Source organism: Nocardia sp. NPDC047654 (assembly GCF_043205035.1).
GTDB lineage: Bacteria > Actinomycetota > Actinomycetes > Mycobacteriales > Mycobacteriaceae > Nocardia.
The window spans coordinates 179,552-195,550 of the sequence record NZ_JBIDDF010000014.1 but is presented as its reverse complement, the minus strand read 5'-3'; the positions used below and the strand labels follow the sequence as shown (position 1 = coordinate 195,550).

Annotated in this window: 14 protein-coding genes and 1 rRNA gene; 8 read left to right on the top strand and 7 right to left on the bottom strand. The window is 69.2% G+C overall.

The window, feature by feature from the left end; all coding sequences use genetic code 11:
• Positions 1-92: ribosomal RNA gene (gene rrf, locus ACGF7Y_RS28515) — 5S ribosomal RNA — on the top strand; the annotation flags it as partial.
• 67 nt (positions 93-159) lie between these two features.
• Here rrf and ACGF7Y_RS28510 read toward each other — a convergent pair.
• Positions 160-1,032 carry a helix-turn-helix domain-containing protein gene (locus tag ACGF7Y_RS28510; protein ID WP_393238891.1) on the bottom strand — a complete coding sequence of 291 codons (873 nt, stop codon included), beginning with the start codon at positions 1,030-1,032 and terminating at the stop codon, positions 160-162.
• A gap of 96 nt (positions 1,033-1,128) precedes the next feature.
• Here ACGF7Y_RS28510 and ACGF7Y_RS28505 point away from each other — a divergent pair, with 96 nt between their 5' ends.
• Positions 1,129-1,920 carry an SDR family oxidoreductase gene (locus tag ACGF7Y_RS28505; protein ID WP_393238888.1) on the top strand — a complete coding sequence of 264 codons (792 nt, stop codon included), beginning with the start codon at positions 1,129-1,131 and terminating at the stop codon, positions 1,918-1,920.
• 1 nt (position 1,921) lies between these two features.
• Positions 1,922-2,998 carry a diacylglycerol kinase gene (locus tag ACGF7Y_RS28500; protein WP_393238886.1) on the top strand — a complete coding sequence of 359 codons (1,077 nt, stop codon included), beginning with the start codon at positions 1,922-1,924 and terminating at the stop codon, positions 2,996-2,998.
• Positions 2,999-3,478: 480 nt separating this feature from the next.
• Here the strand turns inward: ACGF7Y_RS28500 and ACGF7Y_RS28495 are convergent, their stop codons facing one another.
• Positions 3,479-4,531, bottom strand: coding sequence for an aminotransferase class V-fold PLP-dependent enzyme (locus ACGF7Y_RS28495; RefSeq protein ID WP_393238883.1), 1,053 nt, complete (start codon positions 4,529-4,531; stop codon positions 3,479-3,481).
• 78 nt (positions 4,532-4,609) lie between these two features.
• On the bottom strand, positions 4,610-5,086 hold the full coding sequence (locus ACGF7Y_RS28490; RefSeq protein WP_062975566.1) for a nuclear transport factor 2 family protein: 477 nt from the start codon (positions 5,084-5,086) through the stop codon (positions 4,610-4,612).
• A gap of 211 nt (positions 5,087-5,297) precedes the next feature.
• On the opposite strand from ACGF7Y_RS28490, the gene ACGF7Y_RS28485 reads away from it, so the two are divergent.
• The 3 genes from ACGF7Y_RS28485 to ACGF7Y_RS28475 all read left to right on the top strand — a co-directional run bounded on the left by ACGF7Y_RS28485 (position 5,298) and on the right by ACGF7Y_RS28475 (position 7,529).
• On the top strand, positions 5,298-5,558 hold the full coding sequence (locus ACGF7Y_RS28485; protein ID WP_393238879.1) for a three-helix bundle dimerization domain-containing protein: 261 nt from the start codon (positions 5,298-5,300) through the stop codon (positions 5,556-5,558).
• A gap of 142 nt (positions 5,559-5,700) precedes the next feature.
• On the top strand, positions 5,701-6,438 hold the full coding sequence (locus ACGF7Y_RS28480; RefSeq protein ID WP_393238876.1) for an IclR family transcriptional regulator: 738 nt from the start codon (positions 5,701-5,703) through the stop codon (positions 6,436-6,438).
• A 287-nt stretch (positions 6,439-6,725) separates the two neighbouring features.
• Positions 6,726-7,529 (top strand): expansin EXLX1 family cellulose-binding protein, encoded by an 804-nt coding sequence (locus tag ACGF7Y_RS28475; protein WP_393238873.1) that lies wholly within the window; start codon positions 6,726-6,728, stop codon positions 7,527-7,529.
• Positions 7,530-7,532: 3 nt separating this feature from the next.
• Here ACGF7Y_RS28475 and ACGF7Y_RS28470 read toward each other — a convergent pair whose 3' ends face one another.
• Complete coding sequence (locus ACGF7Y_RS28470; RefSeq protein WP_393238870.1) at positions 7,533-9,224, bottom strand: FAD-binding dehydrogenase; 1,692 nt, start codon at positions 9,222-9,224, stop codon at positions 7,533-7,535.
• A complete protein-coding gene (locus ACGF7Y_RS28465; RefSeq protein WP_040866469.1) occupies positions 9,221-9,859 on the bottom strand; it encodes a TetR/AcrR family transcriptional regulator in 639 nt (212 codons plus the stop codon). Before ACGF7Y_RS28465 ends, ACGF7Y_RS28470 begins: the two co-directional genes overlap by 4 nt.
• 212 nt (positions 9,860-10,071) lie before the next feature.
• Here ACGF7Y_RS28465 and ACGF7Y_RS28460 point away from each other — a divergent pair, with 212 nt between their 5' ends.
• Together ACGF7Y_RS28460 and ACGF7Y_RS28455 are read left to right on the top strand one after the other, a co-directional pair.
• Positions 10,072-11,073: a zinc-binding alcohol dehydrogenase family protein gene (locus ACGF7Y_RS28460; protein ID WP_393238926.1), complete on the top strand. Its 1,002-nt coding sequence runs from the start codon at positions 10,072-10,074 to the stop codon at positions 11,071-11,073.
• Between the two features lie 157 nt (positions 11,074-11,230).
• Positions 11,231-11,887 carry a cutinase family protein gene (locus ACGF7Y_RS28455; protein ID WP_393238867.1) on the top strand — a complete coding sequence of 219 codons (657 nt, stop codon included), beginning with the start codon at positions 11,231-11,233 and terminating at the stop codon, positions 11,885-11,887.
• A gap of 66 nt (positions 11,888-11,953) precedes the next feature.
• Here ACGF7Y_RS28455 and ACGF7Y_RS28450 read toward each other — a convergent pair whose 3' ends face one another.
• Together ACGF7Y_RS28450 and ACGF7Y_RS28445 are read right to left on the bottom strand one after the other, a co-directional pair.
• Positions 11,954-13,984 (bottom strand): SDR family oxidoreductase, encoded by a 2,031-nt coding sequence (locus tag ACGF7Y_RS28450; RefSeq protein WP_393238864.1) that lies wholly within the window; start codon positions 13,982-13,984, stop codon positions 11,954-11,956.
• Between the two features lie 302 nt (positions 13,985-14,286).
• Positions 14,287-15,990, bottom strand: coding sequence for a bifunctional metallophosphatase/5'-nucleotidase (locus ACGF7Y_RS28445; RefSeq protein ID WP_393238861.1), 1,704 nt, complete (start codon positions 15,988-15,990; stop codon positions 14,287-14,289).
• Positions 15,991-15,999: the final 9 nt, after the last annotated feature.

Sequence of the window (15,999 nt, the reverse complement as noted above, 5' to 3'; positions counted from 1 at the left end):
CGCCCGGTCCCATTCCGAACCCGGAAGCTAAGCCTGCCAGCGCCGATGGTACTGCACTCGACAGGGTGTGGGAGAGTAGGACACCGCCGGAACATTTTTCACGAAAGGCCCTCGACACCGTCGAGGGCCTTTCGTCGTTTCAGCCGGGAATTACTTTTATTACCGGTCGGCGGTGAGCGCGGTCGTCAATGCGGCTGCCGTGCTCCGCGTCGCGTCCATGAATTCTTCGCGTTCCGCCCGGGTCGTCGCGGCGCGTAGCGGCCCCAGCTGCACTTCGTAGGCGGGGGCGCCGCTCGCGTCGAAAACCGGTGCCGCGAGATAACTCAGCGGCAAGACTTCCTCCGAATCCAGCTCGGCCCTGGTAAAGGGCCGCGAGGTGAGCGCGGCGAGCTGGCGAAGCGCGCGAGTGCGCAGATGAGGTTGCAGGAGTTCGGATCCCACCGCGCCGAGCAGATCCACGAGCAGATCGACCATCCCCGCGTCGTCGGCGCGGGGCCGGAAGACGGCCACCCCACGCTCGCGGACCAGCGCCAGCAGCGCACCGGCCATCCGTTGATCCGTTTCGGCGGCGGTGCGCAGCCAAATGTTCTGCTCATGCGCAGGCCGCCACGGCATCACGCTGGCACCGGCTGGGAACTGCAGCGGAATGCGATGTCCCACCGGGATTCCGGGAACGACGCGGTCGACGCCGTGCCGCACGTCGAGCACCGTCAGGCGGTCGGGTTCGATGCGGCTGAACGTGGCGCCGTACCCGGTGCGGGCGGCGAGACCGGCGAGGAGACCGCCGACGCCGTGCGGGAGGGCGGCGCCGTGCAGACCGGCCAATGCAGGCCCGATGCCGTAGCCGCGAGCAGGGTCGCGGACCACCCAGCCGGCCGCGTCCAGTTCGCTCAGGATCGCGGTCGCGGTGGCACGGGCGATGCCGAGACGTTCGGCGATGCCCGCGACGCTGATCGGCTCCCCGGAGGTCGCCAGCAACGACACGATCTCGACGACGCGGCGCGTCGGAGGCGACGCCGATCGATCCGGCATGTCCACAACCCCTTGTCCCGCTCGGGTGAGCGACTTACGATGACGAATATTAGATTACATACTGTCGAATATTCGTCACCAGCGTAGGGAGCGCGAATGATTCTGGATCGGTTCCGAATCGATGATCAGGTCGCCATAGTCACCGGTGCGGGTCGCGGTCTCGGCGCGGCCATAGCGGTTGCGTTCGCGGAGGCGGGGGCGGATGTCGTCATCGCCGCACGGACCGAGAGCCAGCTCGAGGAGGTGGCAGCGCGCGTCGCCGCCGCGGGACGACAGGCCCATGTGGTGCCCGCGGACCTGAGCGACGCCGATGCCACGGCAGCTCTCGCCGCGGCGGCGGTCGAACGCTTCGGGCGACTGGACATCGTGGTCAACAATGTGGGCGGGGCGCTGCCGTGCCCGCTGCTGGACACGACGCCGCAGGCGCTGACGGACGCGTTCGAGTTCAACGTCACCAACGCGCACGCACTGGTCCGGGCCGCGGTACCGCGCATGCTCGAAACCGCCGGTGGCGGTTCGATCCTGAACATCACCTCGACCATGGGTCGACTGCCGGGGCGTGCGTTCGCGGCGTACGGCACCGCCAAGGCCGCCCTCGCCCACTACACGAAGCTCGCCGCCCTCGACCTGAACCCGCGTATCCGGGTGAACGCCATCGCGCCGGGGTCGATCCTGACCTCCGCACTGGAGATCGTCGCGGGAAACGACGCCATGCGGACCGAATTGGAATCGAAGACACCGTTGCATCGCATCGGCGAACCCGAAGACATCGCCGCGGCCGCGCTCTATCTGGTGTCGCCCGCGGGCAAGTACCTCACCGGCAAGATCCTCGAGCCCGACGGCGGCTTGATCATCCCGAACCTCGACCTCCCGATCCCGGATCTGTGACATGACATATCGCGTAGTGCAATGGGGCACCGGCAATGTGGGCAGGCATGCCCTGGCCGGCGTCATCGCCCATCCCGAACTGGAACTGACCGGCGTGTGGGTGTCCGGTCCCGCCAAGAGCGGCATCGACGCGGGGACCCTCGCCGGCCTCGAGCATCCCGTCGGCGTCACCGCCACGACCGACGCGGATGCGTTGCTCGCGTCGCGGCCGGACTGCGTCGTCTACTGCTCCATGACCGACAACCGGCTGTTCGAAGCCGTGCAGGACCTCCAGCGCATCCTGGCCGCCGGAATCAATGTCGTCGCCTGCGCACCGGTGTTCTTCCAATACCCCTACGGCGTGCTGCCCGACGAACTGCTGAAACCGGTGCAGGAGGCGGCCGCGCAGGGCAATTCGTCGCTGTGGGTGAACGGTATCGACCCGGGTTTCGCCAACGACCTGCTGCCGCTCGCGCTCGCGGGGACCTGCCTGCGCGTGGACCAGGTGCGCTGCCTGGAGATCGTGGACTACGCCAGCTACGACAACCGAGCGGTCATGTTCGACATCATGGGCTTCGGTAAGCCCGTCGACGAGATCCCCATGCTGTTGCAGCCCGGGGTGCTGTCGCTCGCCTGGGGCGGCACGGTCCGTCAGCTCGCCGCCGGGATCGGCGTCACCCTCGACGCCGTCACCCAGTCCTACGAGCGCATCCCGGCGCCGGAGTCGTTCGACATCGCGACCGGGCACATCGCCGAAGGAACCGCGGCGGCATTGCGTTTCGAAGTCCGGGGCATGGTCGGGGACGTGCCGGTCACGGTGCTCGAGCACGTGACCCGGCTGCGCCCCGACCTGTGCCCGGACTGGCCACAGCCCGCGCACCCCGAGGGCTCCTACCGGGTCGAGATCACGGGCGAGCCCGATTACGCGCTGGACCTGGTGACCTCGAGCCGCAACGGGGATCACAACTACGCGACCGTCCTGGCGACGGGCCTACGGATAGTCAACGCCGTTCCCGCCGTCGTCGCCGCTCCCGCAGGTATCCGCACCGCGCTCGACCTACCGCTGATCACGGCTCCCGCGCACCGCCCTGGCCGGTGACCGACCTCGCGGCCCCGCGGCGCGCGGGTGTCCGGCCTGCCCTGATCACCGACCGGTGACGAGGTCCCCGCGCTGAGCAATCGGCAGCGGCCCTTCGAGTTTTCGGCTCCGGCCCGGCTCATTGTCCGGCCGTGCGGCCACGCGGCTGCGGCCCAGGCTCCGGTCCTGGTCGCAGACCGCTGACGTGCGGGGCTCTGTCTCGTGGGGCGCGGCGCGCGGTGCGGACAGCGCCTGCTCGAGGTATTCGGCGGGCTCGACGCTCCGGCCGTGGTCGAAGACCGGCGGGGCGGTCGCGCGGCTACGCGGCATACCGCACCGAATCACGCCCGCTTGGTCTCCGACCCGGCGGTGCGGTGCACTGCCGTCGCACTCCGGCCCTGGTCTCGGACCGCTGGCGCGGTCGCGTCCCGCTGCGGCTTGCCGCGCTGGAGGTTCGCCTCGATCTCTGACCGGCCGGGCGGTACGCGGCTGCCGCGGGTACTAACCGGCGCGCAGGGCGGACAGCGCCTGCTCGACGTCGTCGGCGCTGTTGTAGAGGTGGAAGGCGAACCGCAGCCCGCCGCCGCGCGCCGAGGCGATCACCTCGGCCTCCGCGAGCCGGGCTGCCAGGTCCCCCGCGCCGGGCACGGAGACGATCGGCGAGCGCGCATCGACGGGCTGAAAGCCCAGCTCGCGCAGCCCGTCGCGGAAGCGGTCGGCGAGTTCGAGGTCGTGCGCGCCGATTTTCTCGACGGTGAGTTCCTCGATCAGCGACAGTCCGGCCAGCGCCGCCACGACGCCGAGCCAGTCCGGTGTCGTGTCGAACCGCCGTGCCGTCGCGGGCAGTGCGACCGGGCGGTAGAGCTCGGCCCAGCGGTCCTCGGCGGCGTACCAGCTGGAGCCCACCGGACGCAGCTGCGGGACGAGGTCGGGCGGTGTGGCGAGGAACGCGACGCTGCGTGCGCCGATCAGCCATTTGAAGGTGGCGCACACCCAGTAGTCCGCGTCGGTGAAGCGCAGTGGCAGCCACCCCGCGGCCTGGGTGGCGTCCACCAGCAGGCGCGCGCCGTTGGCCCGGGTCACCGCGCGCAGTTCGGCCAGATCGGTGACGCGGCCGTCCGCGGACTGGACCACACTCATGGCCACCAGCGCGGTCTCCGGCCGCACCTGCGCGGCCAGTTCCCGCAAGGGCGCGAAGCGCACGACGAGGTCGTCCCGGTACACGAAAGGCATGGACACCGAGGAGAATTCGCCTTCCGGCAGCAGGACCTCCGCGCCGGGCGGCAGTGCGGTGGCCACGGGGGCGATGAGTCCCGCGACACCACTGCCGAGCGCGATGTCGTCGGCGGTCGCGCCGTCGAGCAGCCGGGCGAACCCGGCACGCAGGCCGGGTGCCAGTCGATCCACCTCGGTTGTCGGCGCACCGCGGCCGGACGCCCAGCTCGCGCTCGCGTCGCGCACCGCGGCCAGTGCCCGGGCGGACGGCAGACCGAAGGACGCGGTGTTCAGGTAGGTGGTTTCGGGAGCGAACTCGTCAGGCGCAAGGGAGGGCATGCTCGCAGCATCCGCCGGACCGCGCCGGGCCGTCCAGCGCCACCGGGCCGATAGTGGACCGATTTCCGCGCCCGGCGGTCACTTCTCCGGTGCCCACATGTTGGACAGCAGTTGGAAGCTGGGCGTGTCGGCCAGCGACTGCATGGATTCGTAGATGCGGCGGTAGCCGGTGGAGGCGATGCGCCATTTGCCGTCGGCGTCGCGGCGGTAGGTGTCGGTGTAGTAACCGGCCCCGCGGATCAGGACCCCGTACTCGGTGGCGATGACGGTGTCCTCGAAGGCCCAGGACCCGGTGGCTGTCGCGCCGTCGACGCTGATCTCCGGGTGGTTGGCGATGTGCACCGAGACGATCGAGGGGCCGAGGTTCTCCCGCATGAACGCCGTGATGGCGTCGCGGCCGTCCAGGTGCAGCGGCTCGCCCATGGCGTGTGTACCGTAGCGTCCTTCCGCGTCGACGGCGAGGGTGTCGGCGAAATCGTCCCAGTCTTTGAGGTCGAGGCTCCGGAAGTAGCGGTACTTCAGCTGGCGGACGGCTTCGATGGCGTCGAGATCCATCTGTCGAGCCTGGCACGCGCGGGCGCCGCAGACAAGAACGTGTTCTACTTTGCTGGCGATCGGCCTCGAACAGCGGTTGCAGGGGGCGCGGCCGACGGTCACAGGCGGGGTGTCGAACCAGTTCGACCGGGTACCCGTAAGGACAGGAGTTGTCGTACGGCTACGACAGCGCTTCAGGTACCGATCTCGTCACGACCAGGGGACTCTTGCGATGACCGACCGTCCTGCCACTCATGACACGAACCAGCAGACCCCACTCGATCAGGAACTCGCCTTGAAAGCGGCCGCGCAGCGCTTGGAGGACGAATTCGACGGCGTCGCCAGCGAAGCCGCGATCGAGGATCATCTGCGCTCGTCCTACGATCATGTCGCCGACCACGCCACCGTCGTGAACTACCTGCCGCTGCTGGCTGAGCGGTACACCCGCGAGTGGCTGTTCACCCTCGCGGATTCCGCGCACGGGTCGCCCTAGTGGCCTCTAAGCTCTACGCGAGTACGCGTGGAGGTTGGCAATGACGGTCGAGGTGATGACCGATCCCGAGCCGGGGGAGTTATGGACCGGATCTGGACAGGCAGCACGGCCGGGTCAGCCCCCGGTATCGATGATCGAGCGGATGACGCTGATATTGGAGGCTTTCGACGGCGTCACGCCGACGCTCACCCTCGTCGAACTGGCCGAGCGCACCGGGTTGCCGCGTTCCACCGTGCACCGCATTCTCGACCAGTTGATCCGGCTGCGCTGGCTGGCGCACGCGCCCGGCGGCTACCGGCTCGGTCTGCGCACGCTGGAGCTGGGCGGACTTGCCGCCGAGCACAACGAGATCCGTGACGCGGTGAGTCCGCTGCTGCACGATCTGTGTCAGCAGACCGGAATGATCGGGCACCTCGGTGTGCTGGACGGGCGCGACGTGTTGTATCTGGACAAGGTCGGTGGCCGGTTCGCCGCGAGCGTGCCCACCCGGCTCGGCGGCCGGATGCCCGCGCACAGTACGGCATTGGGCAAGGCGCTGCTGGCCACGTTGGACCCGAGCATCGTGGAAGCATCCTTCCGGGACCACCTGCCGCAACTGACCGCACGCACTCTCACCGACCGGACCGAACTGCATCGAGAACTCGGCCGCATCCGCAATCGCCAGGGTGTCGCCGTCGACAACGAGGAGTGCGTACCCGGTCTCGCATGCGTGGCCGTGCCGATTCGCGGGCGCGGCGCCGCGGTGGCCGCGGTGTCGCTGTCGGGCCGCACCGGTTCCGAGACAGTGGTGCCGGACACCGCTCGGCTGGCCCGCGCGCTGGCCGAAGTGGCCCAGGAGGCCGGACGAAACCTCTTCCCTCGGCACGCGCGCAGGCGCTGACGTCACCGTGGGCGCGGTTGTCTCGCCCGAGCCGCGCCGGATCATTTCCGACCAGCCGGTGCCGTCGCCGGGTGGCGATGCCGAAATTAGCGGCGTGCTTGCTGAATTGCGTGTCTTTCACAGTGAAGAATTTTCGTTCGCGCTGCGCCGGGGCGGTGGGGCTGCTTTCCTGGTGAGGTCAGGATGGACAGTCCGCGAGCAGGCGAGCCGGAGTCGGGGAAGCGATGCACCGGGTACCGATCCAAGAGCGGCCATTCCGTTCCGAGTGGCTATGGTTCGCCGCAGGCGTGCTTGCCACCGTCGCGGTGGGCGTTTGGCTGGTGCGGCCGTCGGCGCCCACCTGTGTCGCGGCGAGCCCCCTGCACGAGGCCTCCTCGCCGTCCCGATATCCGGTGACCGCCATGACATTCGCGCCGATCGGGCCGGAGACGTCCGCCGAAGCGCGCTACTTCGTGCTCGGCAAGCAGGTGTCGTGCTCCTTTCACGCGCTGCCGCCGGACGGCTTCTATGCCGGGCTGTCCACCCCCGACTTCGGGCGCGCCGACCTGTGCGGGGCGTATCTGGACGTCGCTGGTCCGCGCGGATCGGTCCGGGCACTGGTGGTCGACCACTGCCCGGCATGCGGTCCGGGGCAACTGGATCTCAGCGCGGCGGCGTTCGAACGGATCGCCGATGCCCGCGAAGGGGTGGCGCGGGTCGGCTATCGCCTGGTTCGCGACCCGCAACCGGTGGAGGAGCTGACCTACGAGGTGAAGCAGGATTCGTCCGCGTCCTGGTTCGGCCTCCTGTTCGGCGGCACCGGAAATCCATTGCGTGAGGTTGCTGTTCGACCCGCTGCGGCCGGTCCGTGGCGACCGCTCACCCGGCGGGCGGACAACTATTGGACCCTCTCCGGCGCCGGGCCGGGCCCGTTCACCGCGCGCGTGACAGATGTCTACGGCAACGAGGCCGAGATCACCGATGTCACGGTGCAGCCGGGGCGGTACGCGGCACGGACCCGGCTCTACTCCGGCGCTCCGTCGTTCACGTCCGCGTCGGTCCTCGCCACCTCGGCCGGGACCGGCGCGGTCGCCACCCGCTGCGGGCGTTAGCGATCAGGCGAGTTCCGCCGCCAGCGCACGCCCGGCGGCCCGGCCCGAGAAGATGCATCCGCCGAGGAAGGTGCCTTCCAGCGCGTTGTACCCGTGCACGCCGCCACCGCCGAACCCGGCGACCTCACCCGCGGCGTACAGACCAGGGAACGCCGTGCCGTCCGGCCGGATCACCTGGGAATTCAGGTCGGTCTGCAAGCCGCCCAGGGTTTTGCGGGTCAAGATGTTGAGCCGCACGGCGATCAGCGGGCCCGCGGCCGGATCGAGGATCCGGTGCGGTTTGGCGACCCGGCCCGCCTTGTCGCCCAGGTACCGGCGCGCGTTGGCGATCGCCATCAGCTGGCTGTCCTTGCTGTACTTGTTCGTCAGTTCCCGGTCCCGCGCGACGATCTGACGTTCCAGATCGTCATAGTCCAGCCGGGGGCCGCGAGCGATCTTGTTCATGCCCTCGACCAGTTCCCGCAGCGTGTCCGCCACGACGAAATCGACACCGTGCTGTTTGAACGCCTCGACCGGCCCCGGTGCGCCCTTGGCGACGCGGCTTTTCAGCGTGAGCTTGAGGTCCTTGCCGGTGATGTCCGGGTTCTGCTCGGAGCCCGACAGCGCGAACTCCTTCTCGATGATCGACTGGGTGAGCACGAACCACGAATAGTCGTGGCCGGTCTTCAGGATCTCCTTCATCGTCGAGTTGGTGTCGAATCCGGGGAAACACGGTGCGGGCAGGCGTTTTCCGTTCGCGTCGAACCACATCGAGGACGGACCGGGGATGATCCGGATCGCGTGATCGGGCCAGATCGGGTCCCAGTTGACGATGCCTTCGGTGTAGTGCCACATGCGGTCCCGGTTGACGATGGCCCCGCCCGCGGCCTCGGTGATGGCGAGCATCCGGCCGTCGACGTGCGCGGGCACGCCGGAGATCATGGTCTCCGGGCACGGACCCAGCCGCTGGGTGGGCCAGTTGCGCCGGATCAGCTCGTGGTTGTGACCGATTCCGCCGGAGGCCACGATCACGGCCTTGGCGCGCAACTCGAATTCGCCCACCTCGGTCCGCGACGAGGCACGTCCCCGGTCCAGATCGGTGTCCTCGAGCACCGCGCCGCGCACGCCGACCACCGCGTCGTTCTCCACGATCAATTCGTCCACCCGATGGCGGAAGCCGAATCGGACCAGTCCGCGCCGCTCGCCCTCGAGGACCGGCTCGGCGAATACCCGGACCACCTCGGGGCCGGTGCCCCAGGTGAGATGGAAGCGCGGCACCGAGTTGCCGTGTCCATCGGCGCGGTCGCCGCCGCGCTCGGCCCAGCCGACCAGCGGCGTCACGCGCAGCCCGAGTTCGCGCAGGTACTCCCGCTTCTCGGTGGCCGCGAACCGCACATATGCCCGCGCCCACTGCCTGGCCCACTTGTCCTCGTCGTCACGGTCGAACCCGGCCGAGCCGAGCCAGTCCTGCAAGGCCAGATCGTAGGAGTCCTTGATGCCGAGGCGTCGCTGCTCAGGGCTGTCGACGAAGAAGAGCCCGCCCAGCGACCAGAACGCCTGACCGCCGAGATTGTTGCGATTCTCCTGGTCGAGCACGTGCACCGTGCGACCGGCCTTGACCAGTTCGTGCGTGGCGACCAGGCCGGCCAGCCCGGCGCCGACGACGAGGACGTCCGCCTCCGGCGTCACCTCGGGACTGCTGTGGGACATGTTCATCCTTCGGTTGCGGTGCTGTAGGCCAGCACGACGTGGTGGAACAGTTCGGTGCGGCGCTCGCGCGCGGCACGGCTGTCCGGCTCCATCAGGACCTGCACGCTGGTCCCGTCGTGGACGGCGATGAGCGCTTGGCCGAATGCCTCCGGGTCCGGCACGGTGCGGCCGCCGCGGGCGAGCGCCGCGACAATGGTGGGCATGAGGGCCGCGACGATGGCTTCCTCGCGGGCGGCCATCACCCGGCGCAGCGCCGGGGTGCGCAGGGCGTGCGCGGTGAATTCGGCGGTGATCCGGTACCAGCCCTCGTCGACCGGCACCGCCCGTTCCAGTCGCCGGACCGCGGCGCGCACGTCATCGGCGCCGTCGGCGGCGATCTCGTCGAGGATGGCGCCCGCCTCGGTGAGCATCGCCGTCGAGCGCTGCTCCCACATGGCCAGGAACAACTCGTCCAGCGAGCTGAAGTTCGAGTAGAACGCCCCGCGGGTGAATCCGGCGCGCTCGCATACCCGCTCCACGGTGGCGCGCCCGAAGCCTTCCTCGGCGAACGCGTCGTAGGCCGCGGTCAGCAGCCGGTTCCTGGTTTCGGCGCGGCGGCGGGTGACCCGGGCGGGTGCGGCCTGCGCGGCATCGGACGCCATCGGGCACCTCCTCGGTTCGGCCTCGACCAGGGCATCGGATACAGAAATGTACTCGATACAGAAACGTATCAGACGTCGGTGGGCGGCGTGGCCGAATCCGCCGAGTAGGGTGATTCCGGCGCAGCCGGCCCCGCCGGGATGACCGGTCCGTGTCGATCCGATCGGAGCGAGGTGATCCGAGGATGAGCCAGATCCGCGGCGGTAGGCCTGCGATGCGATGCTGGCGGGTGCGCAGGCCGGGCCCGATCGATGGCGGCCCGTTGCACGCGGAGCGAACCTCCGTCCCGGAACCCGGTCCCGGCGAGTTGGTGGTGCGTGTACTGGCCTGCGGCGTGTGCCGGACCGACCTGCACGTGGCCGAAGGCGATCTTCCGGTGCACCGGGCCGGAGTGGTGCCGGGGCACGAGGTCGTCGGCGAGGTCGTCACGGTCGGGCAGGGTGCGGAGGAGGGTTTCGCGGTGGGCGACCGGGTAGGGATCGCCTGGCTGCGGCACACGTGCGGGGAGTGCAAGTTCTGCTTGCGCGGCGCGGAGAACCTCTGTCCGCATTCGGCCTACACCGGCTGGGACGCCGACGGTGGTTACGCCGAATTCACTTGTGTGCCTGCGGCATACGCATTGCGCCTCCCCGCGGGTTACTCGGATGCCGACACCGCCCCCTTGCTGTGCGCGGGCATCATCGGTTACCGGGCGCTGCTGCGGGCCGCCGTTCCACCAGGCGGGCGGCTGGGAATCTACGGCTTCGGCGGCAGTGCCCATATCGCCGCCCAGATGGCCGCCGCGCAAGGAGCGCAGGTGCACGTGATGACCCGGGATCCGGCGGCGCGGGAACTCGCGACCGCGCTCGGCGCCGCGTCGGTGCGGGGCGCCGCGGATCCGCCTCCGGTGCTGCTGGATTCGGCGATCCTGTTCGCACCGGTTGGTGAACTGGTGCCGCCCGCGCTCGCGGCGCTCGATCGCGGCGGAATCCTCGCCATCGCCGGTATTCATCTCAGCGACATTCCCGCGCTGAACTATCAGCGGCATCTGTTCCAGGAAAGGGAGATTCGATCGGTCACCGCGAACACCCGGGCCGACGCTCTCGAATTCCTGGCTTTCGCCGACGAGCACCGGATACATCTGACCACGCACGGGTACTCCCTGGACATGGCCGATCGGGCGCTGATCGACCTCGCGCACGGACGATTCACGGGCGCAGCGGTTCTCGTGCCGTAGAACGCCGGAGAACACGATTCGGCGCTGACTCGGTATCGGTCGGATGGAGTTCCTTGACGGCCTCCGGGGCCGTTCTTACCTTCGCGGATATAGCCGAGTAATTGTCACTGACAAGTGTCGCTCGGCTGTCTCACAACGGCGTGAGTAGGTGAGTACGATGGCCAACCGGAAGGTAATTCACTTCGAAAAGTGGCGTGTAGTAGAGGCATTCGCTGTGCTACTGCTCGTCGCGGGGTTCGGGGCTGCGACGGGATTGCACGCATGGGCGACGTCCTGTGCGGCGGTCGACGTGGTCGTCGCCCGAGGCACCCACGAACCCGGATATCTGGGTGCGGTGGTGGGCGACCCGCTGTACGACGCACTGTGGCGAGCGCTTCCGGTTGATTCGCAGGCATATCGGGTGGACTATCCCGCAGACCTGCTCGACCCGTCCTCGATCGGCCGCGGCACCCAGGACATGACCGCCCATGTGCTGTGGCAAGCGGCGCGGTGCCCGGATCAGCGGTTCGTCCTGGTCGGCTTCTCACAAGGGGCCGTGGTGACGCACGGGGTGCTCGGCACGGGCATCGTGACCGCGCTCGGTGGCATCCGCACCCTGCCCGCGGATCTGGAATCCCGCGTGGCCGCGGTGCTGTTATTCGGTGATCCGATCCGGCTGGTCGGCTGGTCCGTGCCGGAGCAATACGCCTGGCGGACCGGAAACTACTGCGCGAGTGGTGATCCGGTGTGCGAGGGCGGCATCCGTCCGGCCGCGCACACGGACTACCGCTGGGCCATGTGGCCCGCCGTGGAGTTCGCGGTGTACCGGATGTGACCGCGCGGGACCGGGAATCCGCAGGAGTGGGGCCGACCGAGGTCGGCCCCACTCAGCTGTGCGGAGCTACCAGTGCAAGCCCGGGACCACACGAGCGACGCGCGCCGCGGGGGTCGGCAGCGCCATGAGCGGCATGATCACCGGGGCCAGCGCGGACAGCGCGCCGCCGCCGGTCGCGGGCGCGGTGGCGGGCGACGGGTCGGCCGGACGGCGCTCCGCGTCGCCCCGCGCGGCGCGGGACTCGCCGAACATGCGGTAGCCCTGGTGCATGATCTGACGCTTCACCGACGGCATCAGCAATTCCACCGCCTGGGCGAAGGTGCCGACCGGCGTGTCGATGCGATGCGGCCGGTCCTCGAGCGCACGCACCACGATCGCGGCGGCCTGCTCCGGATCCGGCACCGGAAGCGAGCGGTACAGGTCGGTCGGCGCGATCATCGGGGTCCGCACCAGCGGCATCCGCACCGAGGTGAATGTGATCCCGGCATCCCGGTTCTCCACCGCCGCGATCTCGCTGAAGTTGTCCAGCGCCGACTTGCTCGCCACATAGGCGGCGAATCGGGGCACCTTGGTCTGCACCGCGATCGAGGAGATGTTCACCACGTGCCCGAAGCGGCGCGCCCGCATCGACGGCAGCAGTCCGAGGATCAGCCGCACGGCGCCGAAGTAGTTCACCGCCATGGTGCGCTCGAAATCGTGCATCCGGTCGGTGGAGTTGAGCACCGAGCGCCGGATCGAGCGGCCCGCGTTGTTCACCAGGTAGTCGACGTGGCCGTGGTCATCGAGCACGCACTGAACGAGCTTCTCGACCGCTTCGGAGTCGGTGATGTCGCACGGATAGGTATGCGCGACACCGCCTTCGGCCCGCACGGCGTCGGCGGCGGCCGCCAGGTCGTCGTGACCGCGGGCGACCATCAGTACCGTGGCGCCGCGCCGGGCGACGGCGTGCGCGGTGGCCAGCCCGATACCGGAGGACGCGCCGGTGATCAGCACGACCCGTCCGGCGAGCGGGTCGCCGGTGATGGACACGCGTCCGCGCTGCGGGTCGAGGTGGTCGCGCCAGTACTGCCACAGCCGCTCGGCGTAACTGTCGAACGACGGCACCGTCAGGCCGCAACCGCGCAGCTGGGCGCGGGTGGAATCGCTGATGAACTCCGCGGAGAACGAGGTGTGTGGAGCGACTTCGACCGGGATGCCCACCTGCTCGAGCAGGAAATCGCGCACGGCGGTGAGGCCGGGGATCTGCGCGAGCCCGCTGAGCGCCAGTGCGCTGCCGGGCACCGTGCCCACACCGGTCGGGGCGCCCGCCGCGGCGGCGAGCGCGCGGTACACCTCGCCGAACGGCTGCGGCTCCGGGTTGACCAGGTGGAAGGTGCGTCCGTCCAGGCCGGGGCGGCGGATCAGCTCCGCCATGGCGGCCGAGACATAGTCCACCGGAACGATATTCGTGGCGCCGAGGTCGGGGAGCGGCAACGGCAGCTCGGACGGCAGCGCGGCCAGCCGCGCGATCGCGCCGAAGAAGTAGTAGGGGCCGTCGATCTTGTCCATCTCGCCGGTGCGGGAATCGCCCACGATGATCGCGGGGCGATAGACCCGCCAGCGCACGCCGCGCGACTCGCGGACGAGCTTCTCGGCGGCGAATTTGGTGCGGTGATACGGCGAGGTCAGCCGCTGTCCGAGGTCGAAATCCTCCTCGAAGAACTTGCCTTTGTGGTCGCCCGCCACGGCCACCGAGGAGACGTGGTGCAGCACCGCGCCCAGCTCGCGGGCCAAGGCCAGCACCGAGCGCGTGCCGGTGACGTTCGCCGCGTGCGCGGTGTCCTCGTCGGCGGTCATGTCGTAGACGGCGCCCAGGTGCACCACGTGGTCGGCCCGCGGCGCCTCGCACGCCAATCCCAGGCCCTCGGCGGTGAGATCGCCGATGAGCGCGAAGACCCGCTCGGCGCCGCGCCAGCCCGCCGCGATGTCGGTGAATTTCGCCAGCGACGTCTCGCGCACCAGCACGTGGACGATCGCGTCGGCGTCGCGATCCAGCAGGTCCTGCACGACCCGCCTGCCCAAGAATCCGGTTCCGCCCGTCACGATGTAAGTGGCCATCGCACTCTCCTGCTGCTTACTCGAACCATGTTGTCGCACAAGTCATCCGGCATGCGGCAATGGATGCGGACAGCGTTGATTCGGCCCCCAGCGACAGACGTCGGGCCGAAAGTAGGAACACCTTCGTCCTGACTTATTACTGAAGAGTAATGGAGCGCGCGCTGCCCCGGCAAGCGATCATGGGCCGTGTGGCCTGTGGGACTGATCACCGTCCGCGCAGGTCAAACGGTATGTGTTACAGAGATTTCCAGTTACTCGCGTTCTGGTCGAGTGTCCAGCAACTTCATGGCGTCCCGTTGCGGCTACTTCTTCTCGACCCGTGCGGACGGGGCTCGCAGCGGGGGCTTGTCACGCAGGAACGTCTCGAAGGCGTCCAGGTCGGTCGGGCCCACCGCGGTGTCGACGCCCTCGGTGAAGACGGTGAATCCGTCGCCGCCCGAAGCGAGGAAGTTGTTGGTCGTTACGCGATAGGCGGCGACCGGGTCGAGCGGCTGCCCTCCGATACGGACGCTGCCCGCGATCACCTTCGCGCCTGTGGGAGCGGTATCGGAGTAGGCGTAGCCGATGCCGGCGAGGGACAGGATCGTCGGTTTGCCGGGGTTGGTCCACTGCTGTTCCAGCAGGCGCAGGATCTGGCTGCCGGTGAGTGTGAGCGTGACGACCTGGTTGCCGAACGGCTGGACGGTGAAGAGGTCGCCGTAGGTGATCGGTCCCTGTTTCAGATCGGCGCGTACGCCGCCTGGATTCATGAAGGCGGCCACGGCGGCGGCCGGGCCAGCGGTGACCGACAGCATGGAATCGGCGATCACGTCGCCCAGCGGTGAGGTGCCCGCCGGGTTCGGGTCGTGCGGGAGGGTGGCCGCGGTCGCGCCGACGACGCGGCCCGCGCGAGGCCGGGACTGCTCGGTGTAGAAATCGATCAGCGCGGTCGTCGGGGCGTCGGGTGTCACCTCGCGGGTCACCACTCGGTTGACCGCCGACGCTTGCACACCGTCGGGGCCGAAACGCAGCGTGACGTCGGTGATGAGCCGTCCGTAGGACGATGCCTGGGTGATGACCTTGCCCCCGGCGGTGCACACGTAGGGCTGGTGGCTGTGGGCGGTGAACACCGCCCGGACCGCGGGGTCGATCCGCTCGGCCAGCCCGGTCACGTTCGGGGTGACGTTCGCGCAGCCGTTGTAGTCCAGTGGTGCGTCCGATTCGGGCCGCTGGGAGCCGCCGTCGTGCACCAGCGCCACGATCGCCTCGGCGCCCGCCGCTCTGATCTCCGGCACGTAGCGGTTGATCGCGGCGGCTTGGTCGCCGAACAGATAGCCCCGGATGCCCTCGGGCAGAACGATATTCGCGGTGTCCGGTGTGACGGTGCCGACGACGCCGATCCGGTGCCCGCCCACCTCCAGCAGGGTCCACGGGCGCAGTGCGGGTGGCAGGTTGCCCCGCGCGTCGGTGACGTTCGCGGCCAGGTAGGGGAATTTCGCGCCGGTGAACGGAGCGCCGGGAGAACATCCGTCCCACGCGCACCCGCCCTGCTGCAAACGCGTCAATTCTCGTACACCGTCGTCGAATTCGTGATTGCCGACCGCGGAGGCGGCCACTCCCACGTTGCCGAGGAAGTCGATCGTCGGCTCGTCGTGGAACAGGCTGGAGACCAGCGGGCTCGCCCCGATGTTGTCCCCGGCCGCCAGTACGGCGCTGGACGGATAGGCGGCCTTCAGCCGTGCCAGATGGGTTGCGAGATAGGCGGCTCCGCCCGCGTCGTATTTGCCGATCTTCCCGTTGGACCCGCTCGGCGGCTGGAGGTTTCCGTGCAGATCGTTGAAGCCGAACAGGTGCACCTCGTCCGGCTGCGCGGGACGCAGATCGTTCGTCGAGATCAAGGGCACGATCTGTGCCGCCGTCGACGAGCCGGGCCCGGCGCCGGGGTCGGACGTCGTGCCACAACCCCCCACCAGGCCGACGCCGACGAGACCGGCTAGAACCACGGCGATGCGACGGCGCGCTCTCATACCATGACT